The organism is Streptomyces sp. NPDC007872 (genome assembly GCF_042868165.1).
Lineage (GTDB): Bacteria > Actinomycetota > Actinomycetes > Streptomycetales > Streptomycetaceae > Streptomyces.
In genome coordinates this window covers 384,509-400,598 of sequence record NZ_JBIAEA010000001.1, presented here as the reverse complement: position 1 = coordinate 400,598, position 16,090 = coordinate 384,509, and the positions used below count along the sequence as shown (strand labels likewise).

Here is a 16,090-nt window from a genome sequence, read left to right as displayed (position 1 = left end):
GCCCGCCGACTCCGCGGCGCGGGGCGGGCCCAGCGCCGCGGGAATGATCCGGGGGGCCCGGGGCGCCTCACCGGGGGGCGGGCGCCGACCGGACCGGGGGGGGGGGGCCCCCCCCCCCCGCCGGGGGCCCGGACCCCGGGGACCCGCCCGCAAGGGCTACGCCTCGCGCCGCAGCGGCGGCCCGGCCGGCGTCTCGACGGGCGGTCCGAAGAGCACCGCCCGCGCCACCGACGGGGCGAACAGGGAGGTCAGCGGCGCGGTCAGGCCGAGCGCCGCGCGGAACGCCGCCCCCACGGCCGGATCGCCCGCCGCCCGCTGCTGCACCCGGCCCAGGTACCAGCCGACCGCGCGGTCCAGCGGACCCGGGCTCGCCGCGTCCCCCGTGGCCCCGGGCATCTTCTTGTCGGCGCCCGCCGAGATGTCCCAGGCCTGCCGCGAGGCGTCCAGGAGCGCCCGCTGCACCACCCGGGTCGTCGGAGTCCGCCCCGGGTCGGCGAGGGCCCGGCGCAGCGCGACCGCGCCGAGCGCGGCGACCGCCATGCCCTGCCCGTAGATCGGATTGAAGGCGCACAGCGCGTCACCGGTGGCGAGGAACCCGGCCGGGCGGCGCCCCGGACGGTCGTACCCGCGCCGGACGTTGGCGGTCCTCCGGAAGCCGTACACCGGCGACTCCGGCTCCGCCCGGGCCAGCCAGTCGCTGATCACCGGGTGCGGCAGCCGCTTGGCGTACTCCTCGAACGCGCCCTCCTCGGTGGGCGGTTCGTCGCCACGCAGCCCCGAGAGGGTGACCAGGTGCCGCCCGTCGCCGAGCGGCAGCACCACGCCGCCGTAGACCTGCCCGGGGTTCGGCACGACGTAGTAGCCGAGCGCGTCGGTGTCCGGGTCCGGGCCGCCGGGCGGGGTCCGGTAGACCCGGGTGGCGTACGCGAGGCCCGTGTCGAGGGTCTCCTCGTGCGGCGCCTCCGCGCCGATGGCCGCCAGCCAGTCCGCGGCCTTCGTGGACCGCCCGGAGGCGTCCACCACGAGGTCGGCCGCCAGGGTGCGGGTCTCCTTGTCCGCCCCCGCGCCGCGCTCCCGCAGCCGTACGCCCCGCACCCGCGAGGAGTCGCCGGCCAGACCCACGGTCTCGACGCCTTCGACCAGCTCGACCCGCGGATCCGCGAGCACCCGCTGCCGCACCAGCCACTCCAGTTGCGGGCGCGGGCCGGTGAAGAAGTGCGCGGTCGCGGCCGAGCGGCGGAACCACCTGCCGTTCTGCCACTGGACCATGTCCCGCGGAATGCCCACCTTCGGCGCGCCGAGCTTCCCCAGCTCGTCCGTGAAGCCGGGGAGCAGCTCGTCGAGCGCCTGCTGTCCGCCCGCGACGAGGACGTGGAGGTGCCGGCCCTGCGGAACGCCGGGCCTCGCCTCCGGTCCCTCGGGCAGGCGGTCGCGCTCGACGACCGTCACCTTCTCCGCGTGCTCGGCGAGGACCCGCGCGGCAAGCAGTCCAGCGAGACTTCCCCCGATGACCACCGCGTGACGTGTCGCGCGGTGCCCCAAGTCGTCGGCCATACCCGCCCTTTCGTGTCGTGGAACCGGCAGCCCCCAGTATCGCCCGGCGCCCGGCCCCACCCGCTGGGGCTACTCCTCCCGATCGAGTTCCGCAAGGGCGCCGGTCAGCCATTCCACCCAGAACCGCTCCAGGTCGATCCCGCCCCGCAGGACGAGATGGCGCAGCCGGTCCGGCCCGGCGCTCCGCCGCTCCGCCGGGAAGTCCCTGACCTCGATGGCGAGGTACTCCTCCAACTGCTCCCGGTGCAGGGCGAGGTGGCGCTCCAGCTCGGCCCCGAGCCCCGCCGCGCCGACCATCGCGGCCGCCCGCATCCGCAGCAGCAGGGCGGACCGCATCGGCTTGGGGTCCTCGGACCTGGCGACCCAGTCGCCCAGCTCGGCACGGCCCGCGGGCAGCACCTCGTACTCCTTCCGCTGCCCCCGCACGGGCACCGGGGCGGGCAGGGCGCGGATGTGCCCCGCCTGCTCCAGCCTGCCCAGCTCGCGGTAGATCTGCTGGTGCGTGGCCGACCAGAAGTAGCCGATCGACTTGTCGAAGCGACGCGTCAGTTCGAGACCGGAGGACGGCTTCTCGAGCAGCGCGGTGAGGATCGCGTGCGGGAGGGACATGCTCGCATCCTAGGTTCGGGGATCCGTCGCGACCGCCGTGACCGGGGCGGTCACGACGGTCACGACGGGCGCGGCGGGAACGTTCACCTCGTGGCGGTCACAGGGCGGCGGCGAGCCGGGTGCCCTGGTCGATGGCCCGCTTGGCGTCCAGCTCGGCGGCGACGTCCGCGCCGCCGATGAGGTGCGCCGTGCGGCCCGCCGCCACCAGCTCCTCGTACAGGTCCCGCCGCGGCTCCTGGCCCGCGCAGAGCACGACCGTGTCGACCGGGAGCACCCGGGACTCGCCGCCGATCGTGACGTGCAGGCCCTCGTCGTCGATCCGGTCGTACGTCACGCCCGCCACCATGGCCACGCCGCGGTGCTTGAGCTCGGTGCGGTGGATCCAGCCGGTGGTCTTCCCGAGTCCCGCGCCGACCTTGGTCTCCTTGCGCTGGAGCAGGTGCACCTGGCGCGGCGGCGCGGTCCGCTCGGGCGTCCGCAGCCCGCCCCGGTTCTCGTACGAGGTGTCCACGCCCCACTGACGGAAGTACGTCTCGGGGTCCCGGCTCGCGCCCTCCCCGCCGTCCGTGAGGAACTCCGCGACGTCGAAGCCGATGCCGCCGGCCCCGATGACCGCGACCCGCTCGCCGACCGGCGCGCCGTCCCGCAGCACGTCCAGGTAGCTGACGACGCTCGGGTGGTCCACGCCCTCGATGGCGGGGGTGCGGGGGGAGACGCCGGTGGCGACCACGACCTCGTCGTAGCCGTCCAGGTCGGCCGCCGTGACCGGGGTGTTCAGGCGCACGTCGACACCGCGCTCGTCGAGCTGGACGCGGAAGTAGCGCAGGGTCTCGTCGAACTCGTCCTTGCCCGGCACCCGCTTGGCGACGTTGAGCTGGCCGCCGATCTCGGCGGCGGCGTCGAAGAGGGTGACCGCGTGGCCGCGCTCGGCCGCCGACACCGCGCAGGAGAGCCCGGCCGGGCCCGCGCCGACCACCGCGATCCGCTTGGCGCGGCGGGTGGGGGAGAGGACCAGCTCGGTCTCGTGGCAGGCGCGCGGGTTGACCAGGCAGGAGGTGATCTTCAGGCTGAAGGTGTGGTCCAGGCAGGCCTGGTTGCAGCCGATGCAGGTGTTGATGGTGTCGGCGCGGCCGGCCGTGGCCTTGGCGACGAAGTCGGGGTCCGCCAGGAACGGGCGGGCCAGCGAGACGAGGTCGGCGCGCCCGTCGGCGAGGATCTCCTCGGCGACCTCGGGGGTGTTGATGCGGTTGCTGGTGACGAGCGGGACCGAGACCTCGCCCATCAGCCTCTTCGTCACCCAGGTGTAGGCGCCGCGCGGCACGGAGGTGGCGATGGTGGGGATGCGCGCCTCGTGCCAGCCGATGCCGGTGTTGATGATCGTCGCGCCCGCCGCCTCGATCTCCTTGGCGAGCCGGACGACCTCCTCCAGGGTGGAGCCGCCGGGGACGAGGTCCAGCATCGAGAGGCGGTAGACCAGGATGAAGTCCTCGCCGACCCGCTCGCGGATGCGGCGGACGATCTCCAGCGGAAAGCGGACGCGGTTCTCGTACGAGCCGCCCCAGCGGTCGGTGCGCCGGTTGGTCGCGGCGGCGATGAACTCGTTGATCAGGTAGCCCTCGGAGCCCATCACCTCGACGCCGTCGTACCCGGCCTCCCGGGCGAGTTCGGCGCAGCGGACGTAGTCCTCGACGGTCCGCTCGACCTCGTCGTCGGTCAGCTCGTTCGGTACGAAGGGGCTGATGGGGGCCTTGAGGGCGCTGGGCGCGACCAGGGCGGGGTGGTACGCGTACCGGCCGAAGTGCAGGATCTGCATCGCGATCCGGCCGCCCTCCCGGTGCACGGCGTCGGTGATGACCCGGTGCTCGGTGACCTCCTCGGCGGTGGTGAGCTTGGCCCCGCCGTCCCAGGGGCGGCCGGCCTCGTTGGGCGCGATGCCGCCGGTGACGATCAGGCCCGCGCCGCCGCGGGCGCGCTCGGCGTAGAAGGCGGCCATGCGCGCGAACCCGTGCTCGGCCTCCTCCAGGCCGACGTGCATCGAGCCCATGATCACCCGGTTGGGCAGGGTGGTGAACCCGAGGTCGAGCGGGCTCAGCAGATGCGGGTACGGGGTCATGAGGGCGCCTCCTCGCGCAGGATCGTCCCCCTGTTGTAGGGGACCCCGTACGAGTTATGCAACTAGTTGCAGAAGAATCGGGGCGTGATGTCTACTACTCGGTAACCACGCGTGGCGCCGGAGGCCCGGAGGGGGGCCGGACCCGGCGCCCTCACTCCTTCCGGTAGGAGTACGCCTCCGAGGCCGCGGCCGCCACCGCGTCGAGGCCCCCGCCCGCGCCCGCCGTCACCACCGCCGCGACCGCGCCCTCGACGAAGGGCGCGTCCACGAGCCGTGAGTTCCCGGGCAGCTCGTCGCCCTCGGCCAGCATCGCCTTCACGGTGAGCACGGCACTGCCCAGGTCGGCCAGCAGCGCCACCCCGGCGCCCCGGTCGACGGCCCTCGCCGCCGCGCCGATCAGTTCGGAACTCGTCCCGAGACCGCCGTCCGGCGTCCCGCCCGCCGGGAGGACCAGGGGCGGACCGTCGCCGCCGGCGAGCCCCAGGGCCAGCTCGGCCACCGCCGCCGCGACCGCCGCGCTGTGCGAGACCAGTACGACGCCGACGGGCCCCGTGCCCTCCGTCCCCGACGGGCTCATCCTTCCTCCCCCTCCGCGACCGCCGTGGCGGCGAGCGCCGCGAACAGCAGGGCCGACGAGGTCGCCCCCGGGTCCTGGTGCCCGACCGACCGCTCGCCCAGATAGCTCGCCCTGCCCTTGCGGGCGCGCAGGGGTACGGTCGCGAGGGCGCCCTCCCCGGCGGCGGCACGGGCCGCCGCGAACGACTCCCGCAGCGCCTCCACGGCCGGCACGAGCGCGTCCAGCATCGTCTTGTCGCCCACCTGGGCCCCGCCCAACTGCGCCACGGCGGCCACGCCGGCGCCGAACGCCTCCGCGAGTCCCTCCCGGCCGACCCGCTCGTCGTCGCCCAGCGCCTTGCCCGCGCGCCGCAGCAGCGTCCCGTACAGCGGCCCGGACGCGCCGCCCACCGTGGAGACGAGCTGCCGCCCGGCGGTGGTGAGCACCGCGCCGGGCGTCCCGGGCGGCTCCTTCGCCAGGGTCTCGGCCACGGCGGCGAACCCCCGCCTCAGATTGGCGCCGTGGTCGGCGTCGCCGATCGCCGAGTCCAGCTCGGTGAGCCGGTCCGCCTCGCGGTCGACGTCCCCGGCCACCGCCGCCAGCCAGCGCACCAGGAACTCCGCGCCGAAGGTCTCCGTCATGCCGCCTCCCTCTCCCGTGTCGTCATCGGTCCTCCCGTACGTCTCACAGTCCCCAGCGCAGGGCGGGGGTCCGCACGGGCGCGTCCCACAGGCGCAGCAGCTCCTCGTCCGCCTCGCACAGGGTCACCGAGCAGCCCGCCATGTCGAGCGAGGTCACGTAGTTCCCCACCAGTGTCCGGGCCACCGGCACCCCGCGCTCGGTGAGCACCCGCTGCACCTCCGCGTTGAACCCGTACAGCTCCAGGAGCGGGGTCGCGCCCATCCCGTTCACCAGGGCGAGGACCGGCCCGGACGGGCGCAGGTCCTCCAGGACGGCGTCGACGGCGAAGTCCGCGATCTCCCGCGAGGTCATCATGGCCCGCCGCTCGCGGCCCGGCTCGCCGTGGATCCCGACGCCCAACTCCAGCTCCCCGTCCGGCAGGTCGAAGGTGGGACCGCCCTTGGCGGGGGTGGCGCAGGCGCTCAGGGCCACCCCGAAGGAACGGGACCGCTCGTTGACCCGGCGGGCGATCGACTCCACGCGCTCCAGCGGGGCGCCCTCCTCGGCGGCGGCCCCGGCGATCTTCTCCACGAACAGCGTCGCCCCGGTGCCGCGCCGCCCCGCCGTGTGGAGGCTGTCGGTCACCGCCACGTCGTCGTTCACGAGCACCTTGGCGACCTGGATCCCCTCGTCCTCGGCCAGCTCGGCCGCCATCCCGAAGTTCAGCACGTCCCCGGTGTAGTTCTTCACGACGAACAACACCCCCGCACCGCTGTCGACCGCGGCGGCGGCCCGCACCATCTGGTCCGGCACGGGAGAGGTGAACACCTCGCCGGGACAGGCGGCGGCGAGCATCCCCGGCCCCACGAACCCCCCGTGCAACGGCTCGTGCCCGGACCCGCCGCCGGACACCAGCGCCACCTTCCCCGCCACGGGCGCGTCCCGCCGCACCACGACCCGCCGCTCCACGTCCACGGTCAGCTCGGGATGCGCGGCGGCCATCCCGCGCAACGCGTCGGCGACGACGGTCTCCGGGACGTTGATGAGCATCCTCATGAGTGCCTCCTGATGAGGTGAGCAGGTGAGCCGCTGGGTTCTGCGTGTGCGCGGTACGGCGAGATTATCGACCTCCGACGGCGTGAGCGCACGGGTGCGGTACGGCCGGCGCTCAGGCGTTCCGCCGGTTTCCCCGGTCGTCGCAGGGCAGGTCGGCGGCGGTGTGGTGGGCGAGGAAGTCGCGGGTGGCCTGGCGTTCGACTTCCGCGATGGCGGTGGGCGTCACGTCGACGATGCCGCCGAAGGGGCGGTCGACGTCACGGATGATGCACAGGGTGGTGGTGAGCAGGGCGGTGATGACGACCAGGGTGATGATCTGGCCGCGGTTGTTCTTGCGGGGGATGCAGACGCCGAGGGCGGTGACGGTGATGACCAGGGTGGCGAGCAGGAACCAGAAGATGGCGCTGGGGATGCTGGCGGTGGCCTGGGTGAGGCGTTCCTCGCGTTCCTCGGAGCGCTTGTTGTCGGCGGCGACCAGCATGCCGAAGACCGGCTTGCCCTCCACCTCGCGGAAGACGCGGCGCAGGTCGGTGGACCAGACGCTGGGGGCGGCCGAGCCGTTGCCGTCGGACATGGCGGGCCATTCCTGGGTGCGCACGGCGCGGGCGTAGCAGACGGCGTCGGCCTGGATGGCGGCCTTCTGCGCGGCGGGCGCGTATTCGGCGGCCTCGACGAGCTGGTCGACGGCTTTGGCCTCGCCGCGGGAGGCGACCTCGGCCTTGCCGTAGGAGCCGTTGGCGGTGACCAGGACGAAGGCGAGCAGCAGCACGGTCAGGGTCAGCAGGGGGCCGACGAGGTCCTTGACGGCCATGCCGGTGTCGTCGTCCTCGCTCAGCAGGCGGGGGCGCAGGAAGCGGTTGGCGGCCAGGCCGGCGAGCAGGGCCAGAACGGCGACGACGATGACGAGGACCACGGACGGCCACCTCCGGACGGGATCGGTAGGACCCCCGGTGCGGGGGTGCCGAACCCATGTCCCGCCCCGCACGCGGCCCGGAACTGGGGAAATGTTTCTTCGCCTTCGAACGAGCGACCTGTTTGAGCCGATGAGCCCCATGGGCGGAGGCGTGCCCGGGCCGCACACCGGGCGGGGCGGGCGCCTCCGCCCATGGGTGGGGCACATCGTCGTGGTGCGTCTGCGGAGGCTCCTTCGGGGGTTACCGGGTCTTGAAGCGGCGGTGGAGGTTCCGGGCCACGTACACGCCCGGACCGCCGAAGCCGACGATGTCGAGTCTGCCGTCACCGGTGACGTCGGCGAGGAAGCGGGGGTGGTGGCCGATCCGCCAGGCGCCCGCGTCGTCGTCGTACCCGAAGCCGCGGCAGACCAGTTGGGCCTGCTCGAACCGGCCGTCGCCGAGGTTGTGGGAGACCCAGACCCCTTCGTCGCCGAAGCCGACGATGTCGGGATTGCCGTCGCCGGTGACGTCGGTGAGGAGGCGGAGGTGCTTCCCGGCCGTCCACCCCTGGGCGGCGCCGAAGTCGTTCAGGACGAGTTTCGGGGGTTCGAAGGTGCCGTCGCCCCGGCCGCGTGCGACGACGACGCCGTGGGGGCCGAAGCCGACGACGTCCGCCGTTCCGTCGCCGGTGGTCCTCAGCAGGAACCGGGGGTGCTCGTCGGCCGAGGCCCACCCCTGCGCGGTTCCGAAGTCGTCGAGGACGTAGAGCGGTTCGGCGAACGTGCCGTCCTCGTCCTGGAGGGAGGTCCAGACGCCGTCGTCGTGGCAGCCGATGATGTCGAGGCGGCCGTCGCCGGTGGTGTCGGCGAGGAAGCGGGGGTGTTTGTCGGCGAGCCATCCGCCGGCCTCCTCGCCGTGGCCGAACGCCTTGAGGACGGGGTCGTCGGTGAGCGGCGCGAACGTGCCGTCCTCGTCCTGGAGGGAGATCCGGACGCCGTCGTCGTGGCAGCCGATGATGTCGAGGCGGCCGTCGCCGGTGGTGTCGGCGAGGAAGCGGGGGTGTTTGTCGGCGAGCCATCCGCCGGCCTCCTCGCCGTGGCCGAACGCCTTGAGGACGGGGTCACCGGCCGCGGGCTCGAACGTGCCGTCCTCCCTCCGGGGAGAGATCCGGACGCCGTCGGTGGCGAGCACGACGGCGGCGGGCCCGCCCTCGCCCGTCATGTCCGCGAGGGTCCACAGGTCCGCGTGACCGGAGGCGGGCGAGGACGGGTGCAGGACGCGTTCCTCGTCCTCGAAGGTGCCGTCACCCCTGCAGGCCGCCGTCACGACTCCCTTGGCGGGCTTGAGTCCGAGGATGTCGGCCCGTCCCTCTCCGGTGGTGTCGGCGAGGAGCCGCGCGCCGAGTCCGGCCCACCGGCCCGGCCGGCCGCCGGGGGAGGGGGCGGCCCCTTCGCTCTTCCACCCGCCGGCGTCGGGGTCGCTCCCGAACCGGTCGAGGACGAGCAGCACGTCACTGAAGGAGGGAGTCGCCCCGGGCACGGGCCGCAGCGCGGCCGAGCGGGCCAGCCGCCAGGACCTGCGTCCGTTCCAGTGGTCCAGCGGCGCCCAGCGCAGGACGAGGTCCCCGACGCGCTCGGGCCGGGCCGGAACGAGCCGCCACCGCTGGCTCTCCACGTCCTCGTCGTACGCGCGCAGGACGACGGGAGTGCCGTTCTCGTCGGCTCCGTCGGGATCGAGGTCGAGGACGGTGTCGTCGGTCGCGTTCTCGATGAAGTAGAGGCCGGCTGCGCCCTCGACGGGGACGACGCGCCACTGCTGGCTCTTCCTGCCGTCGGCGGCGTCCTGCCTGCGGACGCCGCCGTTCGCGCCGGCGGGCCGGTCGAGGGCCTTGCCGTCGGTCGCGTCGTGGATGACGAGCGCCTGTTCGTCCTGCGCGGACTGCGCGGGGACGAGCCGCCACTGCTCCGGACCCGGGCCCTCGTCGGGGAAGTCGCGGACGACGAGCGCCCCGTCCGCGCCGGGTACGGCTCTTGCGCCGAGGGGCTTCCCCGTGGCGGCGTTGACGATCTCCAGTTTCAGTTCTTCCATGGGCACGGACATCGTGGTGCCTCTTCCAGGCGGTTCGGAGCGGGTGGGGGCGGCGATGACCGCGGATCACGTGAAGACGTGGTGGTACGGGACGTTCCACTCGTTGGGCAGGCGCGGGTAGAAGGTGTTGATGACCGTCCCGGTGAAGTCCCCGCCCCAGTTGTAGGTGAGCCTGACCTCGCTGTTGGCCGCCACCGCGTGGTCCTTGAACCCGAGGATGGTGTCGGGGTGGGTGATGGGGACGAAGGTGATCCCGCCCCACGGCGTCACCGTGACGATCCAGAGCTGGGTGTCCTCGGGCGCGCCGTTCTTCCCGCGCCACTTGTCGCCGACCTTGTCGGGCAACCCGACCTGGACCGTGTCGGCCGTGCTCTTGGGCGCGTCCTGGTGGACGGTGACGCGCCTGCGCCGCGGCTTGGGCGTGCCGTCGTCGCCGCGTCCGGCGTCGGTTCCGCCCGGAGCGGCGGGCTTGGGCGTCACCTGGCCCGCGGCGCTCTCGAGGACGTACAGCGGCCGCTGGCCGAAGAAGCCGGCGGGAGTGACGTACCAGAGGTGCCCCTTCGCCTCCTTGACGGTCTCGTCGAGGGCGGTGGCCAGTTGGACGCCCTTGTCGTGACTCTCCTCGTTCAGCTCGGCGGGACGCAGATAGCCGCCGTTGAAGGCGTGGACGAGCATGACCGGCCGGTTCTCGACCAGCGCCGCCACGATCGCGTTGTCGTAGCCGTTCACCGCAACCGGGCCGCCGACCACCAGATTGGACATCGCCGTGCGTTCTTGGGTGTACATCGCGGAAACCTCACCTGTTCTGAAGGAGGAGGACAATGCCGGAATCAATGGCTGAAAGAATGTGCTTCACGGCAATGTCCTAGGCCACGCTACCCACGGACGAGAGCGCAGGAAACTCATCGATGGAGTGACGGGCGCTGAAGAAAGGTCACTTCTTCGGCGATTCGGAAGGGTTTGCCGAAAATCGCTCACTCGATTGAGCGTGACCTTTGAACCCGCCTTTCCGGGTCGGGAAAGAAGCGGTAATTTCACCTGCCGGAACGTGCGCAGATCTCTGTTTACATTTCACCGAGCGCGGTTCGACCGAAAACAGTCGAGGACGGGTAGATGCCTTCCACCGCATACAGCCTGGTAGACGCCAAGCGCCAGCCGCTGACGAAGAAGAACCTGCGGGAACTCAACATCGAACAGACCTGGCAGTCCATCCTGGACCACCCCAACCTGGTCTACGTCGACCCCTCCGGCGTGAAGCACAAGCCCGTCGGGTTCTCCGTGAACAAGTCGAGCTTCGGCGCCTTCCCCGGGACCGCGTTCCAGCAGGGCTGGCTCGCCTACATGAACCTCGGGGAGCCGCTGATCGAGGTGCGGGGCGACATCGGCCAGCCCCCGCCCGACACCTTCTCCTCACGCACCTACGTCAACCGCGGCCAGTCCGAGATGACCTTCACCGACTCGGTCGACTTCACCGTGTCGAACGGCGTCACGTGGTCGCTCCACGGTGACGCCAAGCTCACCTTCGGCGGCAGCGTCGGGGCGTCGTTGCAACTGCAGTTGCAGAACCAGCTCCGCCTGGACCTGCAGTCGCAGCTCGCGGCGTCGTGCCAGAACGGGACGGCGAACAGGAACTCGAACACGGTGACCAACAAGAACAGCAAGGACAGCGTCGGGGTCGACAACGCCAACACCACCGAGACCTCCGCGAGCAGTTCCGCGACGAACTCCTCGTCGAACACGATGACCAACTCGGTGGGGTTCACGACCTCGGGCAGCGCCACCGGAAACGCCTCGCTCAACGCGCAGTTGGCCCTGGGCATCGCGGCCACCGTCGGCGGCTCCCTGAACACCAGTTGGGCTTCGAAGTCACAGATCTCCGGCAAGGTCCCGCCGAACTCCCGCGTGCAGACCATCGTCTCGCAGCGGCGCACCCGCAAGCAGTACGTCTACGAGATCCCGGTGACCTTCTCCGGACTGATCGCGGTGCAGTACGCCGTGCCGGTGGCGGTTCTGTCGCCCCCGCAACCCGGGACCTATCCCGGCCTCAGCCGGATGGTCGCCCGTGACATCGGCGACATCGACCTGGCCCCGGGGGGCTTCCGCATGAAGGGACTGGCCGAGGTCGTCTCCGCCCTGGAGGTCCACCACACGATGCTCGACGGCGAGAGCCTGGCCGTCGGCCAACAGACGCTCCACAAGCAGCCCTGACCGCGCGGCACCGCCGCCACGACGAAGACGACCAGAGGTGACGACCATGGTGTTCGACAACATCTTCAACTCCGCGGGCAAGGGCGCGGGGCTCTTCTCCGTGACCACGGACAGCACGAAGCCCCGGCCGGGCGAGGACGTCGACTTCGAGGACTCCGACGACGACACGTACGACGACACCAACCCCAGCCTGTTCAACAGCGCGATCCACGGCGCCTCCTCCCGCGCGAAGATCGTGCAGGAGACGTCGCCCGAAGCACGGGCCGTCCTGGGCTTCCTCGGTTCCTTCGTCCAGACCACCCAGGCGTCCGCCGGCGAACAGGCCCGGTACGCCCAGGATCCCGGCTCGGTGACCAAGGCCGCGTCCGACGGCATGAAGGAGGCTCGGGCGACGGTGGAGGAGGACAGTGGCCTGAAGAAGGACGAGGATCTGGAGGACAGGCCGAAGAGGAGCGACTTCACCAAGCCTCCCAAGACCCCGGACGCTCCGAAGGCTCCGGAGGCCCCCAAGGCGCCCCAGGCGAGCGCGGAGAAGCCGTCACGTTCCCAGTAGGCCTTGGAGCACAAGAAGGGGCGGGGGTGGAGCACCCCCGCCCCTTCTTGTGTCACACGGGGAGCAACTGCCACTGACGGCCCCGGTGGTCGCCCTCCGACCCGTGCTGCTTGACCGCCGCACGGGCGTTCGTGTCCACCCTCAGCAGCAGGCCGCTGTTGCGGTTCGCGATCTCGTACGCCCGTGGGGTGTCGGTCGCCGATCCCACCGGGATCAGCCTCCACTGCTGGTGGTGCGCTTCGCCGCCCTCGTAGGAGCGCTGTGCGATCACCGCACCGGCTGTCTCCTGCGCTTCGACGACCTCCAGGACCTTGCCGCTGCGCACGTTCTCGATCCGGTAGAGAACCTCGCCGTTGTCCTGACCCGTGGCGACCAGCCGCCACCGCTGGTGGTCCCGGGGGACGGAGAGGGACTGATGAATCTCCGCCCCGTCCTTGGTCGACTCCCGATGGACCCCCATGCGGAGCCTGCTGCGGACGTTGGACCAGGAGACCACCGCGCCGGAATCGGGCAGCCCGGCCATCTTCGGTGACGCGATCTTGCGAATCCGGTTGTTGACGAAGTCGGTGATGTAGAGGGCGTCGACACAGTCCACCGTCACCTTGCGCGGGTAGTTCAACTGGGCCGAGGCGGCCGGGCCGCCCTCACCGCCGAATCCCGCGGCGCCCGTGCCGGCGACCGTGTCGATCGTCCCGTCCGTCGTGACCCTGCGGACCCGGTGGCTGAGGTGGTCGGTGATGTAGAGGGTGCCGGCGCTGTCCAGCACCACCCCCACCGGGCCGTTCAACTGGGCCGATGTCGCCGGCCCGCCGTCCCCCTTGGAACCCGCGGTCCCGTTCCCGGCCACCGTGTTGATGGTCCCGTCCGTCGTCACCTTCCGGACCCGGTGGTTCTTGTGGTCGGCGATGTAGAGGTCGCCCGCACCGCTCACCGCCACCCCGTGCAAGCCGTTCAGTTGGGCCGATGTCGCCGGTCCGCCGTCTCCCCTGGAACCCGCGGTCCCGTTCCCGGCCACCGTGCTGATGGTCCCGTCCGTCGTCACCTTCCGGACCCGGTGGTTGTTGTAGTCGGTGATGTAGAGACTGTCGGCACCGTCCAGCACCACCCCCAACGGAAGGTGCAGTTGAGCGGACGTGGCGGGACCGCCGTCTCCTCTGCCACCCGCCGCCCCCGTGCCGGCGACCGTGCTGATCGTGCCGTCGGCCGTGACCTTCCGGATCCGATGGTTGTTGGCGTCGGCGACGAAGAGGTTGCCCGCGCTGTCCACCGCCACTTCTCGCGGGTAGTTGAGCTGGGCCGAGACGGCCGGGCCACCGTCACCCCGGTAGCCCGGGCTTCCGGTCCCGGCCACCGTGCTGATCTTCCCGTCCGTCGTGATCTTCCGGACCCGGTGGTTGTGATGGTCGGAGAAGAAGACGGTGCCGTTGCCGTCCACCGCGATCCCGTACGGGCGGTTCAACTGGGCCGAAACGGCAGGCTCGTCGTCCCCTTTGAAGCCGGCGGTCCCGGTCCCGGCGATCGTCCTGATCGGAGGTGCGGAGACCTCGTCGCCCGTGGTTGCCGCCTGGGGAGTGCTCATCGTCATCCCTTCGCCGCTCACCGGCCGTCTGATACGGACGGTTGCTCACTGACTCCAGAAAGTCATAAGCGCGTAGGCTTGGCAAGATCACTTCCGAGTGATCCTCGCGGAGCGCGTTGACGGCCGTCACCAGTCCCTCCCGTACGCGCCGGGCAACTCCTTCGGCACACTCCTGATCGCCAACCCGTTCGGGCGACCGGGCTCCGGACGCCCACCACTGCGTCGACGGCCTCGCCCCGTATCGTCGGACCTCGCTCCACCTGACCGCCCGTCACCGTGAGTGAGAGCACGGGGGTCGCCGTCAGCGGGGGAGGGGGAGCGGAAGGGCGTCCCTGTACCAGTCCGTCGGACGGTCGACCTCGCTGACGGTACGGGCGTCGAGCGCGACCGCGGCGGAACCCGTCCCCAGCGTTCCGTCCGCGTGCCAGGTGCCCACGACGGTCACCCACGCGTCGGCGGGCGGGGTCTCGCCCCCGTAGATCCGTACTTTGACCGCCTGGGCGTCCGCCGAGCAGCAGTTGATCAGGAGCCGGGTCAGGTCCCAGCCCTCGCCCCGTCCGACGGGCGTGACGAACCCGGTCATCTGGACGCTGCGTCCCTTGACGGCCTGTCCGGGGTCCTGCCGGACGCGGCTGGTGAAGTCGCCGAGGGTCAGCGGAAGCGGCGAGAGCGCGGGGAGCGGTTCGAAGTCGTCCCGCTGTACGGCGATCGGCTTGGAGGCCTGCCGGGAGGCGGTGTAGGCGCCGAGGGCCGGCGGGGCGTAGAAGAGCATGCTCAGCGCGGGCAGGAGGAGCAGCCAGGCCGCCCGGGGCACACCGGAGTGGTCGTGACGGTGACCGTCGTGGTCCTCGTGCGCACCCCGCTCGCCCTCGTCCCGGGACGGGCCCGGCCCGCGGTGCGACCAGGCGTCGGCCACGCCGAGCAGGAGCAGCAGGACCCCCGACGCGATCAGCGTCGGACGCATCCAGTCCTTGACGTACCGCAGGTAGAGGTCGGTGAGGAGCGAGATGTGCAGCAGGCCGGTGCCGCTGAGGACGAGCAGGATCGCCTGCGGGGAGCGCTTCACAGCAGTACTCCTCCGACGAGCGTGCCGCACAGGACGGCGACGACCGCCGTCGCGGCGGAGAAGCGCAGGGCGAAGGCGCGGCCGAACGTGCCCGCCTGGAGCGCGATCAGCTTGAGGTCGACCATCGGTCCGACCACCATGAACACCAGCCGTGCGACGGGCGAGAAGCCGGTGAGCGAGGCCGCGAGGAACGCGTCGGCCTCCGAGCACACCGACAGGAGGACGGCGAGCGCGGCCAGGAACAGCACGGACAGCCAGGGCGAGCCGGAGAACGCGTCGAGTACGGAGTCGGGGACGGCGACGTTGAAGGTGGCCGCCGCCATGGCCCCGACGACGACGAAGCCGCCCGCGTGCAGGAAGTCGTGCTGGAAGCCGAGCCGGAACTCCGTCCAGCGGCTGTTCCCCGGCCGGTGTCCGGTGTGGCGCACGGTCGGCCGCAGCCACTTCTCCCGCCCCAGCGCGAGCCACAGCCAGCCCATCACGACGGCCGTGGCGAGCGAGGCGAGCAGCCGGGCCACGACCATGGACGGGTTGCCGGGAAAGGCGATGGCCGTCGTGGCCAGGACGACCGGGTTGACGGCCGGAGCCGACAGCAGGAAGGCGAAGGCGGCGGCCGGCGTGACACCGCGGCCGATCAGGCTGTTGGCGACGGGGATCGACGCGCATTCGCAGCCGGGCAGCACGACCCCGGCCGCTCCGGCCACCGGGACGGCGAGCGCGGGCCTGCGGGGCAGCGCCCGGTCGAACACCCTCGCCGGCACGAACGCGTTGATCGCGCCGGACAGGGCCGTTCCCAGCAGCAGGAACGGCAACGCCTGTACGGAGAGGGAAAGGCAGACGTTCCGCCAGGCCCGCACGGCCGGTTCGTCGCCCCACAGGCCGATGACGACGACCAGCGTCCCGGGAAGCACCGCCGCCCCGAGCAGGAACAGTGACAGGAACAGGGGCGAGCCGCGGAGGGGGGCCTCGTCGTCGGCGACCACGGGAGCCGCTTCGTCCACCGTGGTCCCGTGCGGGGCCCCTGAGCGTTGACCTGTCTTCTGCATGCCACTCCGATTGCCCGACGTTCGGATCGAAAGATACCTGCCACCGGCCCCGCACCCCGGCGCACGCCGGTGGTGGCCCCGGCGAGCACGCCCGAGCGGAAGGGGCGGCGCGGCGTCAGTCCGCGGACAGCGGACCGGGGCCGGTCCA

The 16,090-nt window shown here is 72.1% G+C and carries 14 protein-coding genes; 2 read left to right on the top strand and 12 right to left on the bottom strand.

Going from position 1 to position 16,090, the window contains the following annotated elements; translation table 11 throughout:
• Positions 1 to 156: 156 nt before the first annotated feature.
• The 9 genes from ACFYNX_RS01730 to ACFYNX_RS01690 form a co-directional block, all read right to left on the bottom strand.
• The gene (locus ACFYNX_RS01730; RefSeq protein WP_388656511.1) at positions 157 to 1,554 is read right to left on the bottom strand and encodes an FAD-dependent oxidoreductase; all 1,398 of its coding nucleotides are present in this window, start codon (positions 1,552 to 1,554) and stop codon (positions 157 to 159) included.
• A 69-nt stretch (positions 1,555 to 1,623) separates the two neighbouring features.
• Positions 1,624 to 2,163: a PadR family transcriptional regulator gene (locus ACFYNX_RS01725; protein ID WP_365540602.1), complete on the bottom strand. Its 540-nt coding sequence runs from the start codon at positions 2,161 to 2,163 to the stop codon at positions 1,624 to 1,626.
• A gap of 97 nt (positions 2,164 to 2,260) precedes the next feature.
• The gene (locus ACFYNX_RS01720; protein ID WP_388656508.1) at positions 2,261 to 4,276 is read right to left on the bottom strand and encodes an FAD-dependent oxidoreductase; all 2,016 of its coding nucleotides are present in this window, start codon (positions 4,274 to 4,276) and stop codon (positions 2,261 to 2,263) included.
• 151 nt (positions 4,277 to 4,427) lie between these two features.
• Positions 4,428 to 4,853 carry a PTS fructose transporter subunit IIA gene (locus ACFYNX_RS01715; protein WP_365540604.1) on the bottom strand — a complete coding sequence of 142 codons (426 nt, stop codon included), beginning with the start codon at positions 4,851 to 4,853 and terminating at the stop codon, positions 4,428 to 4,430.
• Positions 4,850 to 5,473, bottom strand: coding sequence for a dihydroxyacetone kinase subunit DhaL (dhaL, locus tag ACFYNX_RS01710; RefSeq protein WP_365540605.1), 624 nt, complete (start codon positions 5,471 to 5,473; stop codon positions 4,850 to 4,852). The genes ACFYNX_RS01715 and dhaL overlap by 4 nt, the downstream gene beginning before the upstream one ends.
• Before the next feature lie 43 nt (positions 5,474 to 5,516).
• Entirely contained in the window at positions 5,517 to 6,509 is a 993-nt protein-coding gene (gene dhaK / locus ACFYNX_RS01705) for a dihydroxyacetone kinase subunit DhaK (protein WP_388656504.1), read from the bottom strand.
• A gap of 112 nt (positions 6,510 to 6,621) precedes the next feature.
• Positions 6,622 to 7,422: a DUF4239 domain-containing protein gene (locus tag ACFYNX_RS01700; protein ID WP_125659343.1), complete on the bottom strand. Its 801-nt coding sequence runs from the start codon at positions 7,420 to 7,422 to the stop codon at positions 6,622 to 6,624.
• A 241-nt stretch (positions 7,423 to 7,663) separates the two neighbouring features.
• Positions 7,664 to 9,502 (bottom strand): FG-GAP-like repeat-containing protein, encoded by a 1,839-nt coding sequence (locus ACFYNX_RS01695; protein WP_388656501.1) that lies wholly within the window; start codon positions 9,500 to 9,502, stop codon positions 7,664 to 7,666.
• 54 nt (positions 9,503 to 9,556) lie between these two features.
• Positions 9,557 to 10,276, bottom strand: coding sequence for a hypothetical protein (locus ACFYNX_RS01690; RefSeq protein ID WP_125659349.1), 720 nt, complete (start codon positions 10,274 to 10,276; stop codon positions 9,557 to 9,559).
• Positions 10,277 to 10,603: 327 nt separating this feature from the next.
• Here ACFYNX_RS01690 and ACFYNX_RS01685 point away from each other — a divergent pair, with 327 nt between their 5' ends.
• Together ACFYNX_RS01685 and ACFYNX_RS01680 are read left to right on the top strand one after the other, a co-directional pair.
• Positions 10,604 to 11,698: a hypothetical protein gene (locus ACFYNX_RS01685; RefSeq protein WP_125659352.1), complete on the top strand. Its 1,095-nt coding sequence runs from the start codon at positions 10,604 to 10,606 to the stop codon at positions 11,696 to 11,698.
• A 46-nt stretch (positions 11,699 to 11,744) separates the two neighbouring features.
• Entirely contained in the window at positions 11,745 to 12,251 is a 507-nt protein-coding gene (locus tag ACFYNX_RS01680) for a hypothetical protein (protein ID WP_125659355.1), read from the top strand.
• Between the two features lie 52 nt (positions 12,252 to 12,303).
• Here the strand turns inward: ACFYNX_RS01680 and ACFYNX_RS01675 are convergent, their stop codons facing one another.
• The 3 genes from ACFYNX_RS01675 to ACFYNX_RS01665 all read right to left on the bottom strand — a co-directional run bounded on the left by ACFYNX_RS01675 (position 12,304) and on the right by ACFYNX_RS01665 (position 15,942).
• Positions 12,304 to 13,830 (bottom strand): RICIN domain-containing protein, encoded by a 1,527-nt coding sequence (locus ACFYNX_RS01675; RefSeq protein WP_388656497.1) that lies wholly within the window; start codon positions 13,828 to 13,830, stop codon positions 12,304 to 12,306.
• Between the two features lie 301 nt (positions 13,831 to 14,131).
• Complete coding sequence (locus ACFYNX_RS01670; RefSeq protein WP_388656494.1) at positions 14,132 to 14,896, bottom strand: TIGR03943 family putative permease subunit; 765 nt, start codon at positions 14,894 to 14,896, stop codon at positions 14,132 to 14,134.
• Positions 14,893 to 15,942: a permease gene (locus ACFYNX_RS01665; RefSeq protein ID WP_125659365.1), complete on the bottom strand. Its 1,050-nt coding sequence runs from the start codon at positions 15,940 to 15,942 to the stop codon at positions 14,893 to 14,895. Before ACFYNX_RS01665 ends, ACFYNX_RS01670 begins: the two co-directional genes overlap by 4 nt.
• Between the last annotated feature and the right edge of the window lie 148 nt (positions 15,943 to 16,090).

Bases quoted from the DNA above. Each gene is read 5' to 3' on its own strand.
- ACFYNX_RS01695 (WP_388656501.1), bottom strand. From the start codon at position 9,502: ATGTCCGTGCCCATGGAAGAACTGAAACTGGAGATCGTCAACGCCGCC.
- ACFYNX_RS01715 (WP_365540604.1), bottom strand. From the start codon at position 4,853: ATGAGCCCGTCGGGGACGGAGGGCACGGGGCCCGTCGGCGTCGTACTG.
- dhaK (WP_388656504.1), bottom strand. From the start codon at position 6,509: ATGAGGATGCTCATCAACGTCCCGGAGACCGTCGTCGCCGACGCGTTG.
- ACFYNX_RS01725 (WP_365540602.1), bottom strand. From the start codon at position 2,163: ATGTCCCTCCCGCACGCGATCCTCACCGCGCTGCTCGAGAAGCCGTCC.
- ACFYNX_RS01730 (WP_388656511.1), bottom strand. From the start codon at position 1,554: ATGGCCGACGACTTGGGGCACCGCGCGACACGTCACGCGGTGGTCATC.
- ACFYNX_RS01665 (WP_125659365.1), bottom strand. From the start codon at position 15,942: ATGCAGAAGACAGGTCAACGCTCAGGGGCCCCGCACGGGACCACGGTG.
- ACFYNX_RS01720 (WP_388656508.1), bottom strand. From the start codon at position 4,276: ATGACCCCGTACCCGCATCTGCTGAGCCCGCTCGACCTCGGGTTCACC.
- ACFYNX_RS01690 (WP_125659349.1), bottom strand. From the start codon at position 10,276: ATGTACACCCAAGAACGCACGGCGATGTCCAATCTGGTGGTCGGCGGC.
- dhaL (WP_365540605.1), bottom strand. From the start codon at position 5,473: ATGACGGAGACCTTCGGCGCGGAGTTCCTGGTGCGCTGGCTGGCGGCG.
- ACFYNX_RS01675 (WP_388656497.1), bottom strand. From the start codon at position 13,830: ATGAGCACTCCCCAGGCGGCAACCACGGGCGACGAGGTCTCCGCACCT.
- ACFYNX_RS01685 (WP_125659352.1), top strand. From the start codon at position 10,604: ATGCCTTCCACCGCATACAGCCTGGTAGACGCCAAGCGCCAGCCGCTG.
- ACFYNX_RS01680 (WP_125659355.1), top strand. From the start codon at position 11,745: ATGGTGTTCGACAACATCTTCAACTCCGCGGGCAAGGGCGCGGGGCTC.